The 20,029-nt window shown below is 70.7% G+C and carries 13 protein-coding genes; 7 read left to right on the top strand and 6 right to left on the bottom strand.

The genetic code is table 11. The features are described 5' to 3' along the window. Positions 1–314: 314 nt before the first annotated feature. Complete coding sequence (gene ileS, locus ACZ4IF_RS00545) at positions 315–3,458, bottom strand: isoleucine--tRNA ligase (protein WP_467558260.1); 3,144 nt, start codon at positions 3,456–3,458, stop codon at positions 315–317. Between the two features lie 582 nt (positions 3,459–4,040). On the opposite strand from ileS, the gene ACZ4IF_RS00540 reads away from it, so the two are divergent. From ACZ4IF_RS00540 to ACZ4IF_RS00520, 5 genes are all read left to right on the top strand, one after another. Continuing rightward, positions 4,041–5,072: a TraR/DksA family transcriptional regulator gene (locus ACZ4IF_RS00540; RefSeq protein ID WP_467558258.1), complete on the top strand. Its 1,032-nt coding sequence runs from the start codon at positions 4,041–4,043 to the stop codon at positions 5,070–5,072. A gap of 92 nt (positions 5,073–5,164) precedes the next feature. After that, the gene (gene lspA / locus ACZ4IF_RS00535) at positions 5,165–5,866 is read left to right on the top strand and encodes a signal peptidase II (protein ID WP_467558256.1); all 702 of its coding nucleotides are present in this window, start codon (positions 5,165–5,167) and stop codon (positions 5,864–5,866) included. A gap of 152 nt (positions 5,867–6,018) precedes the next feature. Next, positions 6,019–6,963, top strand: a complete 945-nt coding sequence (locus ACZ4IF_RS00530; RefSeq protein ID WP_467558254.1) for an RluA family pseudouridine synthase — start codon at positions 6,019–6,021, stop codon at positions 6,961–6,963. Then, positions 6,960–7,427 carry a GNAT family N-acetyltransferase gene (locus tag ACZ4IF_RS00525; protein ID WP_467558252.1) on the top strand — a complete coding sequence of 156 codons (468 nt, stop codon included), beginning with the start codon at positions 6,960–6,962 and terminating at the stop codon, positions 7,425–7,427. The genes ACZ4IF_RS00530 and ACZ4IF_RS00525 overlap by 4 nt, the downstream gene beginning before the upstream one ends. 77 nt (positions 7,428–7,504) lie before the next feature. Continuing rightward, a complete protein-coding gene (locus tag ACZ4IF_RS00520) occupies positions 7,505–9,091 on the top strand; it encodes a Na+/H+ antiporter (RefSeq protein ID WP_467558250.1) in 1,587 nt (528 codons plus the stop codon). 212 nt (positions 9,092–9,303) lie between these two features. Here the strand turns inward: ACZ4IF_RS00520 and ACZ4IF_RS00515 are convergent, their stop codons facing one another. After that, positions 9,304–10,431 (bottom strand): mechanosensitive ion channel family protein, encoded by a 1,128-nt coding sequence (locus tag ACZ4IF_RS00515; RefSeq protein WP_467558248.1) that lies wholly within the window; start codon positions 10,429–10,431, stop codon positions 9,304–9,306. 104 nt (positions 10,432–10,535) lie between these two features. Here ACZ4IF_RS00515 and ACZ4IF_RS00510 point away from each other — a divergent pair, with 104 nt between their 5' ends. Beyond that, positions 10,536–11,105: a dienelactone hydrolase family protein gene (locus ACZ4IF_RS00510; protein ID WP_359491265.1), complete on the top strand. Its 570-nt coding sequence runs from the start codon at positions 10,536–10,538 to the stop codon at positions 11,103–11,105. Positions 11,106–11,228: 123 nt separating this feature from the next. Here the strand turns inward: ACZ4IF_RS00510 and ACZ4IF_RS00505 are convergent, their stop codons facing one another. From ACZ4IF_RS00505 to ACZ4IF_RS00490, 4 genes are all read right to left on the bottom strand, one after another. Beyond that, entirely contained in the window at positions 11,229–12,899 is a 1,671-nt protein-coding gene (locus ACZ4IF_RS00505; RefSeq protein ID WP_467558246.1) for an alkaline phosphatase D family protein, read from the bottom strand. A 149-nt stretch (positions 12,900–13,048) separates the two neighbouring features. Next, a complete protein-coding gene (locus ACZ4IF_RS00500; protein WP_467558244.1) occupies positions 13,049–13,897 on the bottom strand; it encodes a thioredoxin domain-containing protein in 849 nt (282 codons plus the stop codon). A gap of 93 nt (positions 13,898–13,990) precedes the next feature. Further along, positions 13,991–14,677 carry a hypothetical protein gene (locus tag ACZ4IF_RS00495; protein ID WP_467558242.1) on the bottom strand — a complete coding sequence of 229 codons (687 nt, stop codon included), beginning with the start codon at positions 14,675–14,677 and terminating at the stop codon, positions 13,991–13,993. An 88-nt stretch (positions 14,678–14,765) separates the two neighbouring features. Continuing rightward, positions 14,766–16,094 (bottom strand): DUF2252 domain-containing protein, encoded by a 1,329-nt coding sequence (locus ACZ4IF_RS00490; protein ID WP_467558240.1) that lies wholly within the window; start codon positions 16,092–16,094, stop codon positions 14,766–14,768. 263 nt (positions 16,095–16,357) lie between these two features. Between ACZ4IF_RS00490 and dnaE the strand changes: the two genes are divergently transcribed. Beyond that, entirely contained in the window at positions 16,358–19,897 is a 3,540-nt protein-coding gene (gene dnaE, locus ACZ4IF_RS00485; protein ID WP_467559907.1) for a DNA polymerase III subunit alpha, read from the top strand. Positions 19,898–20,029 lie beyond the last annotated feature (132 nt).

Raw genomic sequence — 20,029 nt, 5'->3', positions numbered from 1 at the left:
GATTCCGGGGGCCCCGCCCTTTTGCGTCCTCCCGCGGGGCGCGGGGCCCGGGTTCTCTCGCCCGCTCCGCCCCTGCCCGTCCCGTACACCTGGGGGCTCCGCCCTCAGACCCCCGATCGGCCTGAACGGCCTCGTCCTCAATCGCCGGACGGGCTGAAATCAGCCCCTCCGGTGTTTGAGGAGCGGGGTCCGGGGCGGATCCCCGTGGCGGGACGGGCAGGGGCGGAGCGGGCGAAAGAAAGGGCCCCGGCGACCCGCCCGCCGCTGGGGAGCGGGGGTGGGGCACCGGGGCCCGGAGGACCCGGGACGGCGGGTTACGCCTTGCGGAGGCGGAAGGTCAGGGACAGGGACTCGTCCGTGAACGGGGCGCCGTAGGAGTCGTCGGCCTCGCCCTGGGCGAAGTCCGTGGCGAGGACCTCGTCCGCGATGAGTCCGGAGTGCTCGGAGAGCGCCGCGATGACGGCCGGGTCCGTGGACACCCACCGCAGCGCGATCCGGTCGGCCACGTCGAGCCCGCTGTTCTTGCGGGACTCCTGGATCAGCCGGATCGCGTCACGGGCGAGGCCGGCCTGCCGCAGCTCCTCGGTGATCTCCAGATCGAGCGCGACCGTGGCACCGGAGTCGGACGCCACCGACCAGCCCTCACGGGGGGTCTCCGTGATGATGACCTCGTCCGGGGCCAGCGTCACCGTCTCCCCGTCGACCTCGACCGACGCCGTGCCCTCGCGCAGGGCGAGGGAGAGCGCCGCCGCGTCCGTCTCGGCGATGGCCTTCGCCACGGCCTGGACACCCTTGCCGAAGCGCTTGCCGAGCGCCCGGAAGTTCGCCTTGGCGGTGGTGTCCACAAGTGATCCGCCGACCTCGGAGAGCGAGGCGAGCGAGCTCACGTTCAGCTCCTCGGTGATCTGGGCGTGCAGCTCGGGGTCGAGGACGTCGAAGCCCGACGCGGCGACCAGCGCCCGGGACAGCGGCTGCCGGGTCTTGACGCCCGACTCCGCGCGCGTGGCGCGGCCGAGCTCCACGAGACGGCGCACGAGCACCATCTGCCGCGACATCTCGGGGTCGATCGCGGACAGGTCCGCCTCCGGCCAGGACGACAGGTGGACGGACTCGGGGGCGCCCGGCGTGACCGGGACGACGAGGTCCTGCCAGACCCGCTCGGTGATGAACGGGGTCAGCGGGGCCATCAGCCGCGTGACCGTCTCGACGACCTCGTGCAGCGTGCGCAGCGCGGCCTTGTCGCCCTGCCAGAAGCGGCGGCGCGAGCGGCGCACGTACCAGTTGGACAGGTCGTCGACGAACGCCGAGAGCAGCTTTCCGGCGCGCTGGGTGTCGTACGCCTCCAGCGCCTGCGTCACCTGGTCGGTGAGCGCGTGGAGTTCGGAGAGCAGCCAGCGGTCGAGCACCGGGCGGTCCGCCGGGGCCGGATCGGCCTCGCTGGGCGCCCAGTCGGAGGTGCGGGCGTACAGGGCCTGGAAGGCGACCGTGTTCCAGTACGTGAGGAGCGTCTTGCGGACGACCTCCTGGATGGTGCCGTGGCCCACGCGACGGGCCGCCCACGGGGAGCCGCCGGCCGCCATGAACCAGCGCACCGCGTCCGCACCGTGCTGGTCCATCAGCGGGATCGGCTGAAGGATGTTGCCCAGGTGCTTGGACATCTTGCGTCCGTCCTCGGCGAGGATGTGGCCCAGGCAGACGACGTTCTCGTACGACGACTTGTCGAAGACGAGGGTGCCGACGGCCATCAGCGTGTAGAACCAGCCGCGGGTCTGGTCGATGGCCTCGGAGATGAACTGCGCCGGGTAGCGGCTCTCGAACAGCTCCTTGTTCTTGTACGGGTAGCCCCACTGCGCGAACGGCATCGAACCCGAGTCGTACCAGGCGTCGATGACCTCCGGGACGCGGGTCGCCGTGCTGCCGCAGCCGTCCTGCGGGCAGGCGAAGGTGACCGCGTCGATGTACGGCCGGTGCGGGTCCAGGGCGGACTGGTCGGTGCCCGTCAGCTCGCTGAGCTCCGCGCGGGAGCCGACACAGGTGAGGTGGCCCTCCTCGCAGCGCCACAGCGGGAGCGGGGTGCCCCAGTAGCGGCTGCGGGACAACGCCCAGTCGATGTTGTTGTTCAGCCAGTCGCCGAAGCGGCCGTGCTTGACCGACTCCGGGAACCAGTTGGTCTTCTCGTTCTCCTCGAGGAGACGGTCCTTGACGACCGTGGTGCGGATGTACCAGGACGGCTGCGCGTAGTAGAGCAGCGCGGTGTGGCAGCGCCAGCAGTGCGGGTAGCTGTGCTCGTACGGGATGTGCTTGAACAGCAGGCCCCGGGTGTCGAGGTCCTCCGTGAGCTTCTCGTCGGCCTTCTTGAAGAAGACGCCGCCGATCATCGGGACATCTTCCTCGAAGGTGCCGTCGGGGCGCACCGGGTTGACCACGGGCAGGCCGTACGCGCGGCACACCTTGAGGTCGTCCTCACCGAAGGCGGGGGACTGGTGGACCAGACCCGTGCCGTCCTCGGTGGTGACGTACTCGGCGTTCACCACGAAGTGCGCCGGAGCCGGGAACTCCACCAGCTCGAACGGCCGTTGGTAGTTCCAGCGCTCCATCTCGGCGCCCGTGAAGGACTCGCCGGTGGTCTGCCAGCCCTCGCCGAGGGCCTTCTCGACGAGCGGCTCGGCGACGACGAGCTGCTCCTCGCCGTTCGTGGCGACGACATAGGTGACGTCGGGGTGCGCGGCGACGGCGGTGTTGGAGACGAGCGTCCAGGGGGTCGTCGTCCACACCAGGAGCGAGGCCCGGCCGGCCAGCGGACCGGAGGTGAGCGGGAAACGGACGTACACGGACGGGTCGACGACCGTCTCGTAGCCCTGCGCCAGCTCGTGGTCGGACAGGCCGGTGCCGCAGCGCGGGCACCAGGGGGCGACGCGGTGGTCCTGGACCAGCAGACCCTTGTCGAAGATCTCCTTGAGCGACCACCAGACCGACTCGATGTACTCGGGGTCCATCGTGACGTAGGCGTCGTCCAGGTCGACCCAGTAGCCCATGCGGGTCGTCAGGTCGGAGAAGGCGTCGGTGTGGCGCAGCACGGACTCGCGGCACCTGGCGTTGAACTCGGCGATGCCGTACGCCTCGATGTCCTTCTTGCCGCTGAAGCCGAGCTCCTTCTCGACCGCCAGCTCCACCGGCAGGCCGTGGCAGTCCCAGCCGGCCTTGCGGGCCACGTGATAGCCGCGCATGGTGCGGAAGCGGGGGAAGACGTCCTTGAAGACGCGCGCCTCGATGTGGTGGGCGCCCGGCATGCCGTTGGCGGTGGGCGGGCCCTCGTAGAACACCCACTCGGGGCGGCCCTCGGACTGCTCAAGGCTCTTGGCGAAGATCTTCTGCTCGCGCCAGAAGTCGAGCACGGCGTGCTCGAGCGCGGGCAGGTCGACCTGGGCGGGCACCTGGCGGTACTGCGTCGGTTTCATCGGCGAGCTTCCTCCGGCGGACGTTCTGCCTTCCGTCGGAGGGACGAGAGCCTGTTCTGCTACGGACGCCGTGTGCGGCGCGCTCCCGCGGTACCACCCTCCTTGGCTCCCCGGTGCGCCGTTCGCACCGGTGAGCCCCCTCATTGGGGTCGCGATACCGGGTCTACTGGCCCCTGCGGGGTGTTCTTCCGGCGGCTCCGGGGTGATCTTCACGTCGCGCTGACCCCCGGGCTTCCACCGTCCCCGGGTCGCTCCTGGCCGCGTACGCCGCTACTCGTCCCCATCCACGCTTCTCGCTCCGCCCAGTGTACGGCGCCGCGGGGACAGCGGCCGACCGGTTTACCGGGTGTCCGGGCGGCCCGCGGGGTGACCCGAATGGCGAGGCGGGACCGTCCGGATCCTGGGACGCGGGGCCCGGCGGATTACCCGGCGGGGAGCTGGGCACAACGCAGGCAGGCTTGCCGCGCGGGACCCGCGGGGCGGACGAATCGATGGCGTGCCCCGTTGCCGTGGGCCGGAAGTCGATTTATCGTCCCAGCACGATTCGCGAGCAAGATCACAGTATGTGAAGGGGCCGCGGCCATGGTGGCGAAGAAGACCGCCGTACAGCAGTCGGCGTCCGGCAGATCCACGGTTTTGGCGGCCAAGGACGTGGGTGGGAAGAAGAGCGCCACGGGGGCACCCGTGTCCCACGAGGCCCGGCCCGTGAAGACGGTCTCCGGATCGAAGCCCGCGGCCGGTGGGACCGCCCCCGGGAAGGCGGACGGCAAGAAGGTGGCCACCAAGAAGGCGGACGGCAAGAAGGCGGACGCCAAGAAGGCGGCGGCCGGGAAGAAGGCGGCCAAGAAGGCGGTGACCGGCAGGAAGGCGGCCGCGAAGAAGGCGGACGCCCGGGAGCCGGGATCCGGGAAGGCGGCGGCGGAGCCCTCCGCGGCGGCGGAGAAGGCCCCGGAGGAGACAGGGGCCGGCGCCGCGGCGGAAGGCGGCGCCGCGAAGAGGACCCGTGCGAAGGGCGCCGCGGCCAGGAAGAGCAGCGGTACGGCGAAGAAGAGCACTCGCACGGCGAAGAAGGCGGTCGCTTCCGCGGCCGAGGGCGCGGCCCATGCCGCGAAGACGACGGGAGCCACGACAGTGGTTGCGAAGAAGACTCCTGGCACGGCCACGGCGGCGAAGAAGCCCACGGCCGTCCCCAAGGCGCGGGTCGGCGCGGTGGAGCCCGGCGAGCTCGCGGTGCGCCCCGGTGAGGACCCCTGGACCTCCGAGGAGGTCGAGGAGGCCCGCGCGGAGCTCCAGTCGGAGGCGCTGCGGCTGAGCACCGAGATCTCGTCGTCCGAGGAGGCGCTCGCGGGACTGATGCGCGACTCCGGCGACGGCGCCGGCGACGACCAGGCGGACACGGGCACGAAGAACATCACCCGCGAGCACGAGATGGCGCTCGCGGCCAACGCGCGCGAGATGCTGGAGCAGACCGAGCGGGCCCTGGAGCGCCTGGAGACGGGGACGTACGGGCTCTGCGAGAGCTGCGGCGATCCGATCGGCAAGGCCCGTATGCAGGCCTTCCCGCGCGCCACCCTGTGCGTCGAGTGCAAGCAGAAGCAGGAACGCCGGTACTGAACCGCGTGGGAGTGCTCCTGAGCACGTGGGCCGCGCGGGGCGTGCCGTACTCTCGTCCTCAGTCAGGAACCTAGGTCGAGGGACTCACTCACGTGGCAGAGGCGGAGCGCATCATCGGTACGCCGGACATCCCAGGGGCGGCGGGGGCCGAGCCGGAGCAGTCCGACGAGAAGGCGGCGTCGGGCGGCCGGTCCGGTTCCGGCGAGCAGGTGCCGGCCGAACGGTCCGCCGAGGATGCCGGGCGGCCCTCCCCGGACGCCTCGGACGCCGGCGCGGACGGGGCGCCGTCCGCGGACGGGCAGTCGAGGGGCAGGCGCCGGATCGCCGTGCTCTTCGCGGTCGCCGTCCTCGCGTACGCCCTCGACCTGGTCAGCAAGATGATCGTGGTCGCGAAGCTGGAGCACCACGACTCGATCGAGATCATCGGGGACTGGCTGAAGTTCGAGGCGATCCGCAACGCGGGCGCGGCCTTCGGCTTCGGAGAGGCCTTCACGGTGATCTTCACGGTGATCGCCGCGGCCGTGATCGTGGTCATCGCCCGGCTCGCGCGCAAGCTCTACAGCCTGCCCTGGGCGATCGCGCTGGGCCTGCTGCTCGGCGGCGCACTGGGCAACCTGACCGACCGGATCTTCCGCTCGCCGGGCGTCTTCGAGGGCGCGGTCGTGGACTTCATCGCCCCCAAGCACTTCGCGGTCTTCAACCTCGCCGACTCGGCGATCGTGTGCGGCGGCATCCTGATCGTGCTGCTGTCCTTCCGCGGACTCGACCCGGACGGCACGGTCCACAAGGACTGACGCGCGGCGCTCCCCCGATCGCCCGGACGCCCCGACGGCGGGCGGGCCGGGCCCCGGCGGCGGCCTTCGCCCGGTGGCGGGGACACCGCGCAAGGGCACTGATGTTCGGCCCGTGGTCAGGGGCTGTCCGAGCCTTCCGGCATACTCGACGGGTGAGCACGCTTCCCGAGATCCGTACCCTGCCCGTGCCCGACGGCCTGGAGGGCGAGCGCGTCGACGCCGCCATCTCCCGCATGTTCGGCTTCTCCCGCACGAAGGCCGCCGAGCTGGCCGCCGCGGGCAAGGTCGCGGTGGACGGCTCCGTGGTCGGCAAGTCCGAGCGCGTGCGCGGCGGCGCCTGGCTCGAGGTGGAGATGCCGCAGGCGCCCGCGCCCGTGCAGATCGTCGCCGAGCCGGTCGAGGGCATGGAGATCGTGCACGACGACGACGACGTGGTCGTGATCGTCAAGCCGGTCGGCGTGGCCGCGCACCCCAGCCCCGGCTGGTCGGGCCCGACCGTGATCGGCGGTCTCGCGGCCGCCGGGTACCGCATCTCGACCTCCGGCGCCTCGGAGCGCCAGGGCATCGTGCACCGCCTCGACGTGGGCACCTCGGGCCTGATGGTGGTCGCCAAGTCGGAGTACGCGTACACGTCGCTGAAGCGCCAGTTCAAGGAGCGCACGGTCGACAAGCGCTACCACACGCTCGTCCAGGGCCACCCGGACCCGACCAGCGGCACCATCGACGCCCCCATCGGACGCCACCCGAACCACGACTACAAGTGGGCGGTCACGGCCGAGGGCAAGCCCTCGGTCACGCACTACGACCTGGTCGAGGCGTTCCGCGCGGCCTCGCTGCTCGACGTCAAGCTGGAGACGGGGCGCACCCACCAGATCCGCGTCCACATGGCGGCCCACCGCCATCCGTGCGTCGGCGACCTGACCTACGGCGCGGACCCGACGCTCGCCAAGCGGCTCGGCCTCACCCGGCAGTGGCTGCACGCGGTGCGGCTCGGCTTCGAGCACCCCGGGGACGGCCAGTGGGTGGAGTTCGCCAGCGACTACCCCGATGATCTCCAGAAGGCGCTCGACAAGGTCCGCGAGGAGAGCTACGCGTGAGCACCGAGTACGTGGTGCGGGTCGCCGAGGACCCCGCCGACCGCGAGGCCTGCTTCGCGGTGCGCAAGGAGGTCTTCGTCGGCGAGCAGGGCGTCCCCGAGGACATCGAGTACGACGCCTACGACGCCACGGCGCTGCACGTACTGGCCGTCCGCGCGGACGGCACGGCGCTCGGCACCGGTCGGCTGCTGTACGGCGAGGCCGCGTCCGCGAAGACCGGCGGCGACCTCACGGTCGGCTCGCTAGGGCGGCTCGCCGTGACCCGTGAGGCACGTGGCCTCGGTGTCGGTGCCGCGCTCGTGGGCGCCATCGAGGACGCCGCCCGCGCGCGCGGACTGTCCGCGGTCGACCTGCACGCGCAGACCCACGCCCTGGGGTTCTACGAACGGCTGGGGTATGTGGCGTACGGGGCGGAGTTCCCGGACGCCGGCATCCCGCACCTGGCGATGCGCAAGGTCCTGTAGCGGGGGATCGTCCCTAGGGCATGGCAGGCTTGGGGTCTGCCTGTCCTTGATCTCCTAGAGCTGCCGGAGCGCTGACCGTGGATCAGTTGGCCCTGCTGTTCGTCATGCTGCTCGGGGCCGTGGTGAGCGTCCCGGTGGGGGACCGGTTCGGGCTGCCCGCGCCGGTGCTGATGACCCTCCTCGGGATCGCGCTGGCCCTTCCGGACTTCGTCCCCAACGTGGACATCCCGCCGGACCTGATCCTGCCCGCGCTGCTGCCGCCCCTGCTCTACGCGGCGGTGCGGCGCACCTCGTGGAGACAGTTCGCCGCCAACATCCGTCCGATCTTCCTGCTCGCCGTCGCGCTGGTGTTCGTGACCACCCTGGCCGTGGCCGCCGTCGCCCACGCCATCGTGCCGGGGCTGCCGCTCGCCGCCGCGGTGGCGCTCGGCGCGCTGGTGGCGCCGCCCGACCCGGTCGCGGCGACCGCCGTGGCCGGCCAGCTCGGGCTGCCGCGCCGCCTGGTGTCGATCCTGGAGGGGGAGGGCCTCTTCAACGACGTGACGGCCATCGTGCTCTACCACGTCGCGATCGCGGCCGCGGTGAGCGGCACCTTCTCGCCCTGGGCGGCGGGGCTCGACCTCGTGCTGTCCGCGGTCGTCGCGGTCGCCGTCGGAGTGGCGCTCGGCTGGGCCGCGAACAAGCTGATGTCCCTGCTCGGCGACGCCACCCTGCAGATCGGCCTGACACTGCTCGTGCCGTACGCCTCGTACGTCCTTGCCGAGGAACTCCACGGTTCCGGGGTGCTGGCGGTGCTCACCACCGCGCTGTTCCTGGCCGAGTACGCGCTCGACGCCGACGACGTCTTGACGCGGCTGACCGGATCGACGGTCTGGGACGTGGTGGACACGCTCGTGACCGGCGTCGCGTTCGGGCTCATCGGGCTCGAACTGCACAACGCCATCAGGACGGCGGCGGGACGCTGGGACGAGATGCTCGGCTGGTCCGCCACGATCGTCGCCGTCGTCGTGTTCGTACGGCTGGCCTGGCTGCTGCCCGCGACCTGGCTGACCAAGCGGCTGCACGCCAAGCGTGACTACGACGAGGAGATCCCGACGTCCTGGCGGGAGACCGTCGTGATGTGGTGGGCCGGAATGCGGGGCGTCGCCTCCGTGGCCCTGGCCCTGGCGATCCCGCGGGAGATGGACGACGGGTCGCCCTTTCCCGACCGCGACGAGATCGTGTTCATCGCCTTCGGGGTGATCATGGCGACGCTGGTGCTCCAGGGGCTCACCCTGCCGTGGCTGGTGAAGAAGCTCGGGGTGCGGGCCGACGAGGACGTCGAGAAGGCCTTCGAGAAGGAGCTGGCGATCCGTGCCGCGAAGGCCGCGAAGACGCGGCTGCGGGAGATCGAGGACGTGGAGGAGCTTCCCGAGGAGGTCTCCGAGCAGTTGCTGCGGCGGGCCCACGACATCGGCGTGCGGATCAGCCCCGACATGGGGGACGAGGAGCGCCGCGAGGCGTACGAGCAGCGGGCACGGCGGTTGAAGCGGATGCGGCGGATCCAGGCGGAGATGCTGAGTGCGGCGCGGCACGAGGTGCTGGCCGCGCGCAGTGAGCCCGGGGCGGACCCCGAGGTCGTCGACCGCGTGCTTCGGCATCTGGATGTGCGCAGCCTGCGGTGACGGTCCCCTGGGCTTGTCGGGGCTTCCTGCGGTGCCTGGCTGGTCTGCGGGGGTGCGCTCCGGCCGCGGGGCCTGCCCGGCCTGCGGCCGGGTTCGTCTGCCGCCCGCGCACCACCCGTGGCCCTTCGCCGAGCGGCTGGACTCTCCCGTGGGGGTGCGCGCCGTCGGCGGCCTCGGCGTGGGGGCGGCGCAGTGGCGGCCTCCGGGTGCGGCTAGCCGCGGCCCGTGCCGGTGCGTGGGGGTTCGAAGGGGCGGCGGGTCGCGGCGCCGTCCTGGTCGCGGCGCGGAGCCCGCAGCGTCCTGCCGGGAGGCGGCGCCGCGTCCGCCGTGTTGACGCGGGGCAGCGCGTAGGGGTGGTCCTCGGTCAGCCAGCGGATCATCCGCTCGCGGACCGTGACCCGCACCGTCCATATGTCGTCCGCGTCCTTGGCCGTGACCAGGGCGCGCACCTGCATGGTGTTGGGGGTGGAGTCCGTGACCGCGAGCCCGTAGTCGCGTCCGTCCCAGGCCGGGCACTCGCGCAGGATGTCGCGCAGCTTCTCGCGCATGGCCTCCACCGGTGCCGAGTGGTCGACGTGGAAGAAGACGATGCCGGTCATCTGGGCGCTGCCGCGCGACCAGTTCTCGAACGGCTTCGAGGTGAAGTACGAGACGGGCATCGTGATCCGCCGCTCGTCCCAGGTCCGTACCGTCAGAAAGGTCAGGGTGATCTCGTCGACGGTGCCCCATTCGCCGTCCACCACGACCGTGTCGCCGAGGCGCACCATGTCGCCGAAGGCGATCTGCAGCCCCGCGAAGAGGTTCGACAGCGTGGACTGAGCGGCGACACCGGCGACGATGCCGAGGACGCCGGCCGAGGCGAGCAGCGAGGCGCCGGCCGCCCGCATCGCCGGGAAGGTGAGGAGCATCGCGGCGACCGCGACCACACCGACGATCGCGGACACCACCCGCTGGATCAGCGTCACCTGGGTGCGCACCCGGCGGACCCGGGCGGGGTCGCGGTGCGCGGTCGCATAGCGGGTGTAGGAGGTCTCCACGACGGCGGCGGCGATGCGCACCACCAGCCAGGCCGTGGAGCCGATGAGGGTCAGCGTCAGGATCCGGCCGACGCCGATGGAGTGCTCCTCCAGCAGCTTGGCCTCCGCGTAGGACCCTCTGAGCATGGCGGTGCACAGGACGAGTTGGAAGGGGATACGGCCGCGACGGAGCAGCCCCCACAGCGGGGTCTCGTGATGCCGGCCGTCCGCGCGTCGCAGCAGCCGGTCCACGGCCCACCCGACGAGCAGCGTGAGCACGACCGAGCCGCCGACGACGATCACCGGGCGCAGTACGTTCTCCATGCTCCCGACCGTAACCGGCCCGCCGCGGTCCAAACATGGAGCCGGAAGCCGTCCGCACCTGGGCCCGCGCGGCGTTGTCGGTCCAGGCTGGCACCATGGAGCCCATGAACGTCATGCTCTTTCACTCCACCTACGGGCTGCGGCCGGCGGTGCGCGCCGCGGCGGACCGGCTGCGTGCCGCGGGGCACGAGGTGTGGACGCCCGACCTCTTCGAGGGCCGCACCTTCGACACCGTGGAGGAGGGAATGGCCTTCAACGAGGAGATCGGCAAGGACGAGCTCCTCAAGCGCGCCGTGCTCGCCGCCGCGCCCTACTCCGAGCGCGGCCTGGTGTACGCGGGCTTCTCCCTCGGCGCGTCGATCGCGCAGACCCTCGCCCTGGGCGACGAGAAGGCCCGGGGACTGCTGCTCCTGCACGGCACTTCGGACATCGCGGAGAGCGCCTCGGTGGACGAGCTGCCGGTCCAGCTGCACGTCGCCGAGCCGGACCAGTTCGAGACGGACGACTGGCTGAGCGCCTGGTACCTGCAGATGCGCCGAGCCGGCGCGGACGTCGAGGTCTACCGGTACGCCGGCGCGGGCCACCTGTACACCGACCCGGACCTGCCGGACTACGACGCGGAGGCGGCCGAGGCCACCTGGAAGGTGGCGCTCGGCTTCCTCGACAGCCTGTAGGGCGGCGGCGGGAGCCGGTCCGGCGGTGTCCCGGGGAGCGCCCCGGTCAGCGCGGAGGGCGCCAATGGCCCGGAGAGCTCCGTCGGCCCGCGGAGCTCTCCGGACAGCGCCGTCGGCACGGCGTCACACCGGGTCGTACGTCCGCTCCACCTTCTGCGTACCGCTGCGCGTGCGGTACGAACGGACCCAGGACGCGGTCGCGTTCGGATCCGTGCGGTCGGAGAGCACGTAGTAGTCCATCTGAGCGCGGGCACTCGTGATGTCCAGGACGCCGAAGCCGTGGCGGTCGGTGTCGACCCAGTGGACGTGCCGGTTGGCCGCGCGGATGATCGGCGACGCCACGGCCGAGACGGTGCCCTCCGGGACCTTGACGATGTCGTCGAGGTTGTCGGAGGAGACCGAGGTGACCACGAACTCGGTGGCGGCGGAGGCGGACAGCGGGTACGTACCCGCGTCGACCGGCACGTCGTTGGCCCAGGCCATGTGGATGTCGCCGGTGAGGAAGACGGTGTTGCGGATCGCCTGGGAGCGCAGGTGCGCGAGCAGTTCGCGGCGGTCGTCCGTGTAGCCGTCCCACTGGTCGGTGTTGAGGGCGATGCCCTCCTGCGGCAGCCCGAGCAGCTTGGCGAGCGGCTTCAGCAGATCGGCGGGGAGCGAACCCACCGCGAACGGCGAGATCATCACCGAGTTGCCGACCAGGCGCCAGGCGGTGTCCGAGGCCTTCAGCCCCGACTTCAGCCAGTCGAGCTGGGCCCGGCCGGTGAGCGTACGGTCCGGGTCGTCCACCGAGCCGCTGGCCGTGGAGGCCTGCTGCGAGCGGAAGGAGCGCAGGTCCAGCAGCGAGAGGTCGGCGAGCTTGCCGAAGCGCAGCCGGCGGTAGGTGGTGCCCTCGATGGCGGGACGCACCGGCATCCACTCGAAGTAGGCCTGCTTCGCGGCGGCCTGACGGGCCGACCAGGCGCCCTCGGCGCCCTCGGTGTGGTTCACGGCGCCGCCCGACCAGGCGTTGTCGGCGAACTCGTGGTCGTCCCAGATCGCGACGACCGGCGCCTTGTGGTGCAGTGCCTGGAGGTCCGGGTCCGTCTTGTAACGGCCGTGCCGGGTGCGGTAGTCGGCGAGGGTGAGGATCTCGTTCGCGGGGGCGTGCGGCCGGACGACCTTGCCGCGCGCCGCGTACTCGCCCGACTTGTACTCGTAGATGTAGTCGCCGAGGTGCAGCCAGGCGTCCAGGTCGCCGCGGGCGGCCAGGTGGCGGTACGGGGAGAAGTAGCCCGCCTCCCAGTTGGCGCAGGACACCACGCCGAAGCGCAGCCCGGCCACGGAGGCGTCGGCGGCGGGCGCGGTGCGGGTGCGTGCGGCGGGGGAGTCGGTGCCGCCGGCGGAGAAGCGGAACCAGTAGTCGGTGGCGGGTTCCAGACCGCGGATGTCCGCCTTGACGGTGTGGTCCGAGGCGGCCGTCGCGGTGGTGGTGCCCTTGGCGACGATCGTGCCGAACGCCTTGTCCTTGGCGACGGTCCAGCTGACCTCGGTGTCCGGGCCGAGCCCGGAGCCGGGTATCGCCTCCGGAGTGGGCGTCACGCGGGTCCACAGCAGGATGCCGTCGGGCAGCGGGTCGCCGGAGGCGACGCCGTGCAGGAAGGCGGGTGCCTCGCCGGCGGCCCGGGCGGGCAGGGCGGCCGCCAAGGGGGCGGCGAGGACGGCGGTGGCGGCCGCGGCCTTGACGACCGTGCGGCGGCGCGGGGCGCGGGAGTTGAGGGCGCCCGAGGAGTCGGATGATCTGAGTCGACTGGTCACGAGCGATCAGGTTACCGATCGGTACAAGCCAAGAGCGGGCGAACTGGCAAAAGTTCGCCCGCTCTTCGGGAGCCGGTCGTTCAACGCGCCCGTGAGGGGCCGCCGGTGGCTCCGGTCCCGGTCTCGGCACGGACACCGGAGCCGGTGACTCAGGCCTTGAGTGCCGCGTCGATCGCCGTGGTGAACTCGGCGGTCGTCATCGGCGCGTTCTTGCCGTCGGAGCCCGTGAGCTTCTTGCCGTCCATCACCAGGCTCGGCGTGCCGTCGACGCCGTCCTTGTTGGTGTTGAAGGTCTGCGACATCGCGAGGGCCCAGGAGTCGTACGTGCCGTCCTTGACGGCCTTCTGGAACGCCGTGTTGTTCTTGAGCGCGCCGACCGTGTCCGCCACCTTGATCAGGTAGTCGTCGCTCTTGAACTTGTCGTCCGTCTCCTCGGGGTGGAACTTCGCCGAGTACAGCGCGGTCTTGTACTCCAGGAAGGCCTCGGGGCTCACGTTCAGCGCCGCGCCCAGGGCGCTCATCGCGTTCTTGGCGCCTTCACCGCGGGAGCCGATCTGGATCTTGCCGCTCTTGTCGGAGTCGCCGTCCAGGAACGTGCCGCCGATGAACTGGATCTTGAACTTTCCGGCGTCCAAGTCCGACTTCAGCGTCGAGCCCACGGTCTGCTCGAACTGCGCACAGATCGGGCAGCGCGGGTCCTCGTACAGCTTCAGGGTCTTCTTCGCGGTGCTCTGGCCGAGGACGACCGTCGTGCCGTTCGTGCCCGTGGTGTTGGCCGGAGCCACCACCTTGTCGTCACTGGCGGTCTCCCAGTAGGTGGGCTTGTTGTTCTGCACGACCGCGTAGCCGACACCGCCGGCGATCGCGAGGACGGCGACGAGGGAGCCGGCGACGACGGCCTGCCGCCTGATCTTCTCTCGCTTGGCCTGACGCTCGCGTTCGAGGCGCAGCTTCTCACGGGCCGCCGACTTCGCCGCCTGGCTGTTCCGCTTGCTCATAGTGGTGATCTCCATGGGGGACGCGCACATGTCGTACGCGGATACGTAAAGGGGACTGCTTGTGCTCCGGGGCGTCGGCCCGGGAGCGGTCGCTCAGCCGAGAACGAGTGAGCGGGGCGGTCCTCGTCGTCCCAGGGAGTGCACGAACAGACGTGTACGGGTGAAGAGCGCGCGGTGCGCGGTGCGCGGCAGCCGGCGCGCCGGAGCGAGTCGCACGGTCACCGCGGCGACCGCGATCAGCAGCGGCCGGAAGGTGGAGGCGCCCATCGCGCGCAGCAGCTGGGCGAGGGCCCGCTCGCCGCGGCGCAGCCAGGCGGCGGCGATCAGCCCGACGGTGACGTGCGCGCCCAGCAGCAGCCAGGCGGCGGTCGGATCGGTGTGCGCGAGCAGCGTCGCCGCACGGTCGCCGTGGCCGCCGGTCACCCGGGCCAGCGGGGCGCCGACGCTGCCGCCGCCGCACAGCACGTCGAGGCCGACCGAGCGCAGCGGGCCGGCGACCGGACCGCCGGCCCGGCCGTAACAGACGTGCTGGCCCGTGGTGAACACGGTGTCGGCGGCCAGCTCCAGCGGGATCAGCAGGGCGGCGATCCGCCCGAAGCCGCGCTCGCGGCCGGCCAGCGCGAACGCGATGACGAAGACGGCGGCGGCGATCGCGGCGACGGTGGCGAGTGGCAGGGGAGCCCGGGACAGCAGGACGTGCGACGCGGTGGAGAGGGTCACGACGACAGCCGTGAACAGCGCCGCGCGTACGGCTCTGAGTGGGGTCCCGGACAAGTCCATAGCGCAGAGAGTCTCCCACGGGCTCCCGTAAGAGTCCCCTAAAGGATTCCCATGAATCACGGGAGCGCCGTGGGAGCGGGCCGGAGCCCTACAGCCCCGGGATGCGGCCGTTGCGGAAGAGGTCCACGAAGATCTGGTGGTCGGCACGCGCCCGTGCGCCGTAGCTGTGGGCGAAGTCCACCAGGAGAGCGGCGAAGCCGTCCTCGTCGGCCGCGATCGCGGCGTCGATGGCCCGCTCCGTGGAGAACGGCACCAGCTCCGAGTGGCCGCTCTCGTCGTCCGCCGCCGCGTGCATCGTGGCCGTGGCCCGGCCGAGGTCCGCGACGACCGCGGCGATCTCCTCGAGGTCGTCGATGTCGCTCCAGTCGAGGTCCACCGCGTACGGCGACACCTCGGCGACCAGCTGGCCCGAGCCGTCCAGCTCGGTCCAGCCCAGCCACGGGTCGGCGTGCGCCTGGAGCGCCCGCTGGGAGATCACCGTGCGGTGGCCCTCGTGCTGGAAGTACTCGCGGATCGAGGAGTCCGTGATGTGGCGGGAGACGGCGGGGGTCTGGGCCTGCTTGATGTAGATCACGACATCGTTCTCCAGGGCGTCGCTGTTGCCCTCGAGGAGGATGTTGTACGACGGGAGACCGGCCGAGCCGATGCCGATCCCGCGGCGCCCGACGACGTCCTTCACGCGGTACGAGTCCGGGCGGGCCAGCGAGGACTCCGGCAGCGTCTCCAGGTAGCCGTCGAAGGCGGCGAGCACCTTGTAGCGGGTGGCCGCGTCCAGCTCGATGGAACCGCCGCCCGGCGCGAAGCGGCGCTCGAAGTCGCGGATCTCGGTCATGGAGTCGAGCAGTCCGAAGCGGGTCAGCGAGCGGGCGTCACGCAGCGCGTCCAGGAGCGGACCCTCCGCGGTGTCCAGCGTGAAGGGCGGCACCTCGTCGCTCTTGGCGCCGGTCGCGAGGGAGTGGATGCGCTCGCGGTAGGCCGCCGCGTACACCGTGACCAGTTCGGTGATCTGCTCGTCGCTGAGCGCCTTGGCATAGCCGACGAGGGCCACGGAGGCCGCGAAGCGCTTGAGGTCCCAGGTGAACGGGCCGACGTAGGCCTCGTCGAAGTCGTTCACGTTGAAGATCAGGCGGCCCTGGGCGTCCATGTACGTGCCGAAGTTCTCGGCGTGCAGGTCGCCGTGGATCCATACACGCGCGGTGCGGTCGTCCAGGTACGGGCCGCCGCGCTTGTCGGCGTCGAGGTCGTGGTAGAAGAGGCACGCCGTGCCCCGGTAGAACGCGAAGGCGGAGGCCGCCATCTTGCGGAACTTCACGCGGAACGCGGCCGGGTCGGCGGCCAGGAGCTCGCCGAAGGCGGTGTCGAAGACGGCGAGGATCTGCTCGCCGCGTTGCTCGTCGCTGAGCTGCGGGACCGACATCGCTGGGTGCCTCCTGGTGCAGGTGATGCGTGACGTGGGGCCGGCGCACCGTCCCCGTGGACATGGGGTCCAGCCATCCCAACGGACGGCGGACCACGGGAGTGCCCGGAATCCGGCGGCGACAGCGCCGAGGGTTACGGGTACCCCGCATGAAGGTACGTGTGATCCTCCGCGGAGTGTCAGTGGCCCGGCATAGACTTCGACGCTGACCCCCCAGACTGTCCGCAGCCTGTCGACGATTGTTCTCCTTGGAGGCCGAAGCCGTGTCGAAGCCGCCGTTCACGCACCTGCACGTCCACACCCAGTACTCGCTGCTGGACGGTGCCGCGCGGCTCAAGGACATGTTCAATGCCTGCAATGAGATGGGCATGACGCACATCGCCATGAGCGACCACGGCAACCTCCACGGGGCGTACGACTTCTTCCACACGGCGAAGAAGGCGGGCGTCACGCCGATCATCGGCATCGAGGCGTACGTGGCCCCGGAGTCCCGGCGCAACAAGCGCAAGATCCAGTGGGGCCAGCCGCACCAGAAGCGCGACGACGTGTCCGGTTCGGGTGGTTACACGCACAAGACGATCTGGGCGTCGAACAAGACGGGCCTGCACAACCTCTTCCGCCTCTCCTCGGACGCGTACGCCGAGGGCTGGCTCCAGAAGTGGCCGCGCATGGACAAGGAGACGATCTCCCAGTGGTCCGAGGGGCTCATCGCCTCCACCGGCTGCCCCTCCGGTGAGCTGCAGACGCGGCTGCGCCTCGGCCAGTTCGACGAGGCCCTGAAGTCGGCCGCCGAGTACCAGGACATCTTCGGCAAGGACCGGTACTTCCTGGAGCTGATGGACCACGGCATCGAGATCGAGCGCCGGGTCCGCGACGGCCTCCTGGAGATCGGCAAGAAGCTCGGCATCCCGCCCCTGGTGACGAACGACTCGCACTACACGTACGCGCACGAGGCGACCGCGCACGACGCCCTGCTGTGCATCCAGACCGGCAAGAACCTCTCCGACCCGGACCGCTTCCGCTTCGACGGCACCGGCTACTACCTCAAGTCCACGGACGAGATGTACGCGGTCGACTCCTCGGACGCCTGGCAGGAGGGCTGTGCCAACACCCTCCTGGTGGCCGAGCAGATCGACACCACCGGCATGTTCGAGGCGAAGAACCTCATGCCGAAGTTCGACATCCCCGAGGGGTTCACCGAGGTCACCTGGTTCAAGGAGGAGGTCCGCCTCGGCATGGAGCGCCGCTTCCCGGGCGGCATCCCCGAGGACCGCCAGAAGCAGGTCGAGTACGAGATGGACGTCATCATCCAGATGGGGTTCCCCGGCTACTTCCTCGTGGTCGCCGACTTCATCATGTGGGCCAAGAAGCAGGGCATCGCGGTGGGCCCGGGCCGTGGTTCGGCGGCCGGTTCGATCGTCGCGTACGCCATGGGTATCACCGACCTCGACCCGATCCCGCACGGCCTGATCTTCGAGCGGTTCCTCAACCCCGAGCGCGTCTCCATGCCCGACGTCGACATCGACTTCGACGAGCGCAGGCGCGTCGAGGTGATCAGGTACGTGACGGAGAAGTACGGCGCCGACAAGGTCGCCATGATCGGCACCTACGGCAAGATCAAGGCCAAGAACGCGATCAAGGACTCCGCGCGCGTGCTGGGCTACCCGTACGCGATGGGCGACCGCCTCACCAAGGCGATGCCCGCCGACGTCCTCGGCAAGGGCATCGACCTCAGCGGCATCACCGACTCCTCGCACCCGCGCTACAGCGAGGCCGGCGAGATCCGGGCGATGTACGAGAACGAGCCGGATGTGAAGAAGGTCATCGACACCGCCAAGGGCGTCGAGGGCCTGGTCCGGCAGATGGGCGTGCACGCCGCCGGCGTCATCATGTCCAGCGAGCCCATCGTCGACCACGCCCCGGTCTGGGTGCGGCACACGGACGGCGTGACGATCACGCAGTGGGACTACCCGCAGTGCGAGTCGCTCGGCCTGCTGAAGATGGACTTCCTCGGCCTGCGCAACCTGACGATCATGGACGACGCCGTCAAGATGGTGAAGTCCAACAAGGGCGTCGACCTCGACCTCCTGGCCCTGCCGCTCGACGATCCGAAGACCTTCGAACTGCTCCAGCGCGGCGAGACCCTCGGTGTCTTCCAGTTCGACGGCGGCCCCATGCGCTCGCTGCTGCGCCTGATGAAGCCCGACAACTTCGAAGACATCTCCGCCGTCTCGGCGCTCTACCGTCCCGGCCCGATGGGCATGGACTCGCACACGAACTACGCCCTGCGCAAGAACAAGCTCCAGGAGATCACCCCGATCCACAAGGAGCTCGAAGAGCCCCTCGAAGAGGTCCTGGCGGTCACCTACGGCCTGATCGTCTACCAGGAGCAGGTGCAGAAGGCCGCCCAGATCATCGCCGGGTACTCGCTCGGCGAGGCCGACATCCTGCGCCGCGTGATGGGCAAGAAGAAGCCCGACGAGCTGGCGAAGAACTTCACCATCTTCCAGGCCGGCGCCCAGAAGAACGGCTACAGCGACGAGGCCATCCAGGCCCTGTGGGACGTGCTGGTCCCCTTCGCCGGCTACGCCTTCAACAAGGCCCACTCGGCCGCGTACGGCCTGGTCTCGTACTGGACCGCCTACCTGAAGGCGAACTACCCGGCCGAGTACATGGCCGGCCTGCTCACCTCGGTCAAGGACGACAAGGACAAGTCGGCCGTCTACCTGAACGAGTGCCGGCGCATGGGCATCAAGGTCCTCCCGCCGAACGTCAACGAGTCCCAGGCGAACTTCGCCGCCCAGGGCGACGACGTGATCCTCTTCGGCCTCTCCGCCGTCCGCAACGTCGGCACGAACGTGGTGGAGGCGATCATCCGCGGACGCAAGGCGAAGGGGAAGTACTCCTCCTTCCCCGACTACCTCGACAAGGTCGAGGCGGTCGTCTGCAACAAGCGCACCACGGAATCGCTCATCAAGGCGGGCGCGTTCGACACCATGGGGCACACCCGCAAGGGCCTCACCGCGCAGTTCGAGCCGATGATCGACAACGTGGTCGCGGTCAAGCGCAAGGAGGCCGAGGGCCAGTTCGACCTGTTCGGCGGGATGGGCGACGACAGCGCGGACGAGCCGGGCTTCGGCCTCGACGTCGAGTTCACGACCGACGAGTGGGACAAGGCCTATCTGCTCGCCCAGGAGCGGGAGATGCTCGGCCTGTACGTCTCCGACCACCCGCTCTTCGGCCTGGAGCACGTCCTGTCCGACAAGGCGGACGCGGGCATCTCCCAGCTCACCGGCGGCGAGCACGCGGACGGCGCCGTGGTGACGATCGGCGGCATCATCTCGGGCCTCCAGCGCAAGATGACCAAGCAGGGCAACGCCTGGGCGATCGCGACGGTCGAGGACCTCGCGGGCTCCATGGAGTGCATGTTCTTCCCGGCCACCTACCAGCTGGTGTCGACCCAACTCGTCGAGGACGCGGTCGTCTTCGTCAAGGGCCGCCTCGACAAGCGGGAGGACGTGCCGCGCCTGGTGGCGATGGAGCTCCAGGTCCCCGACCTGTCGAACGCGGGCACCAACGCCCCCGTGATCCTCACCATCCCCGCGGTCAAGGTCACCCCGCCCATGGTCAGCCGCCTCGGCGAGATCCTCAGCCACCACAAGGGCGAGAGCGAGGTGCGCATCAGGCTCCAGGGCCCGCGCAGGACGACGGTGCTGCGGCTCGACCGGCACCGTGTGAAGCCGGACCCGGCGCTCTTCGGCGACCTCAAGGTGCTGCTCGGCCCGTCCTGCCTGGCGGGCTGATCACCCGGCCCGCGCGGGGCGGCTGAGCCGGCGGGCACGGGCTCGCGTGCCCCGCAGGGGCACCGAGCCGGGCGACGGGACGCACCGAGCCGAGCGACAAAGGGGGCGCATCCCAGTGGGATGCGCCCCTCA

This window comes from Streptomyces sp. NPDC025784 (genome assembly GCF_055558435.1).
Note: the sequence above shows the minus strand (reverse complement) of the source record. Positions and strands in the feature narration are given on the sequence as shown.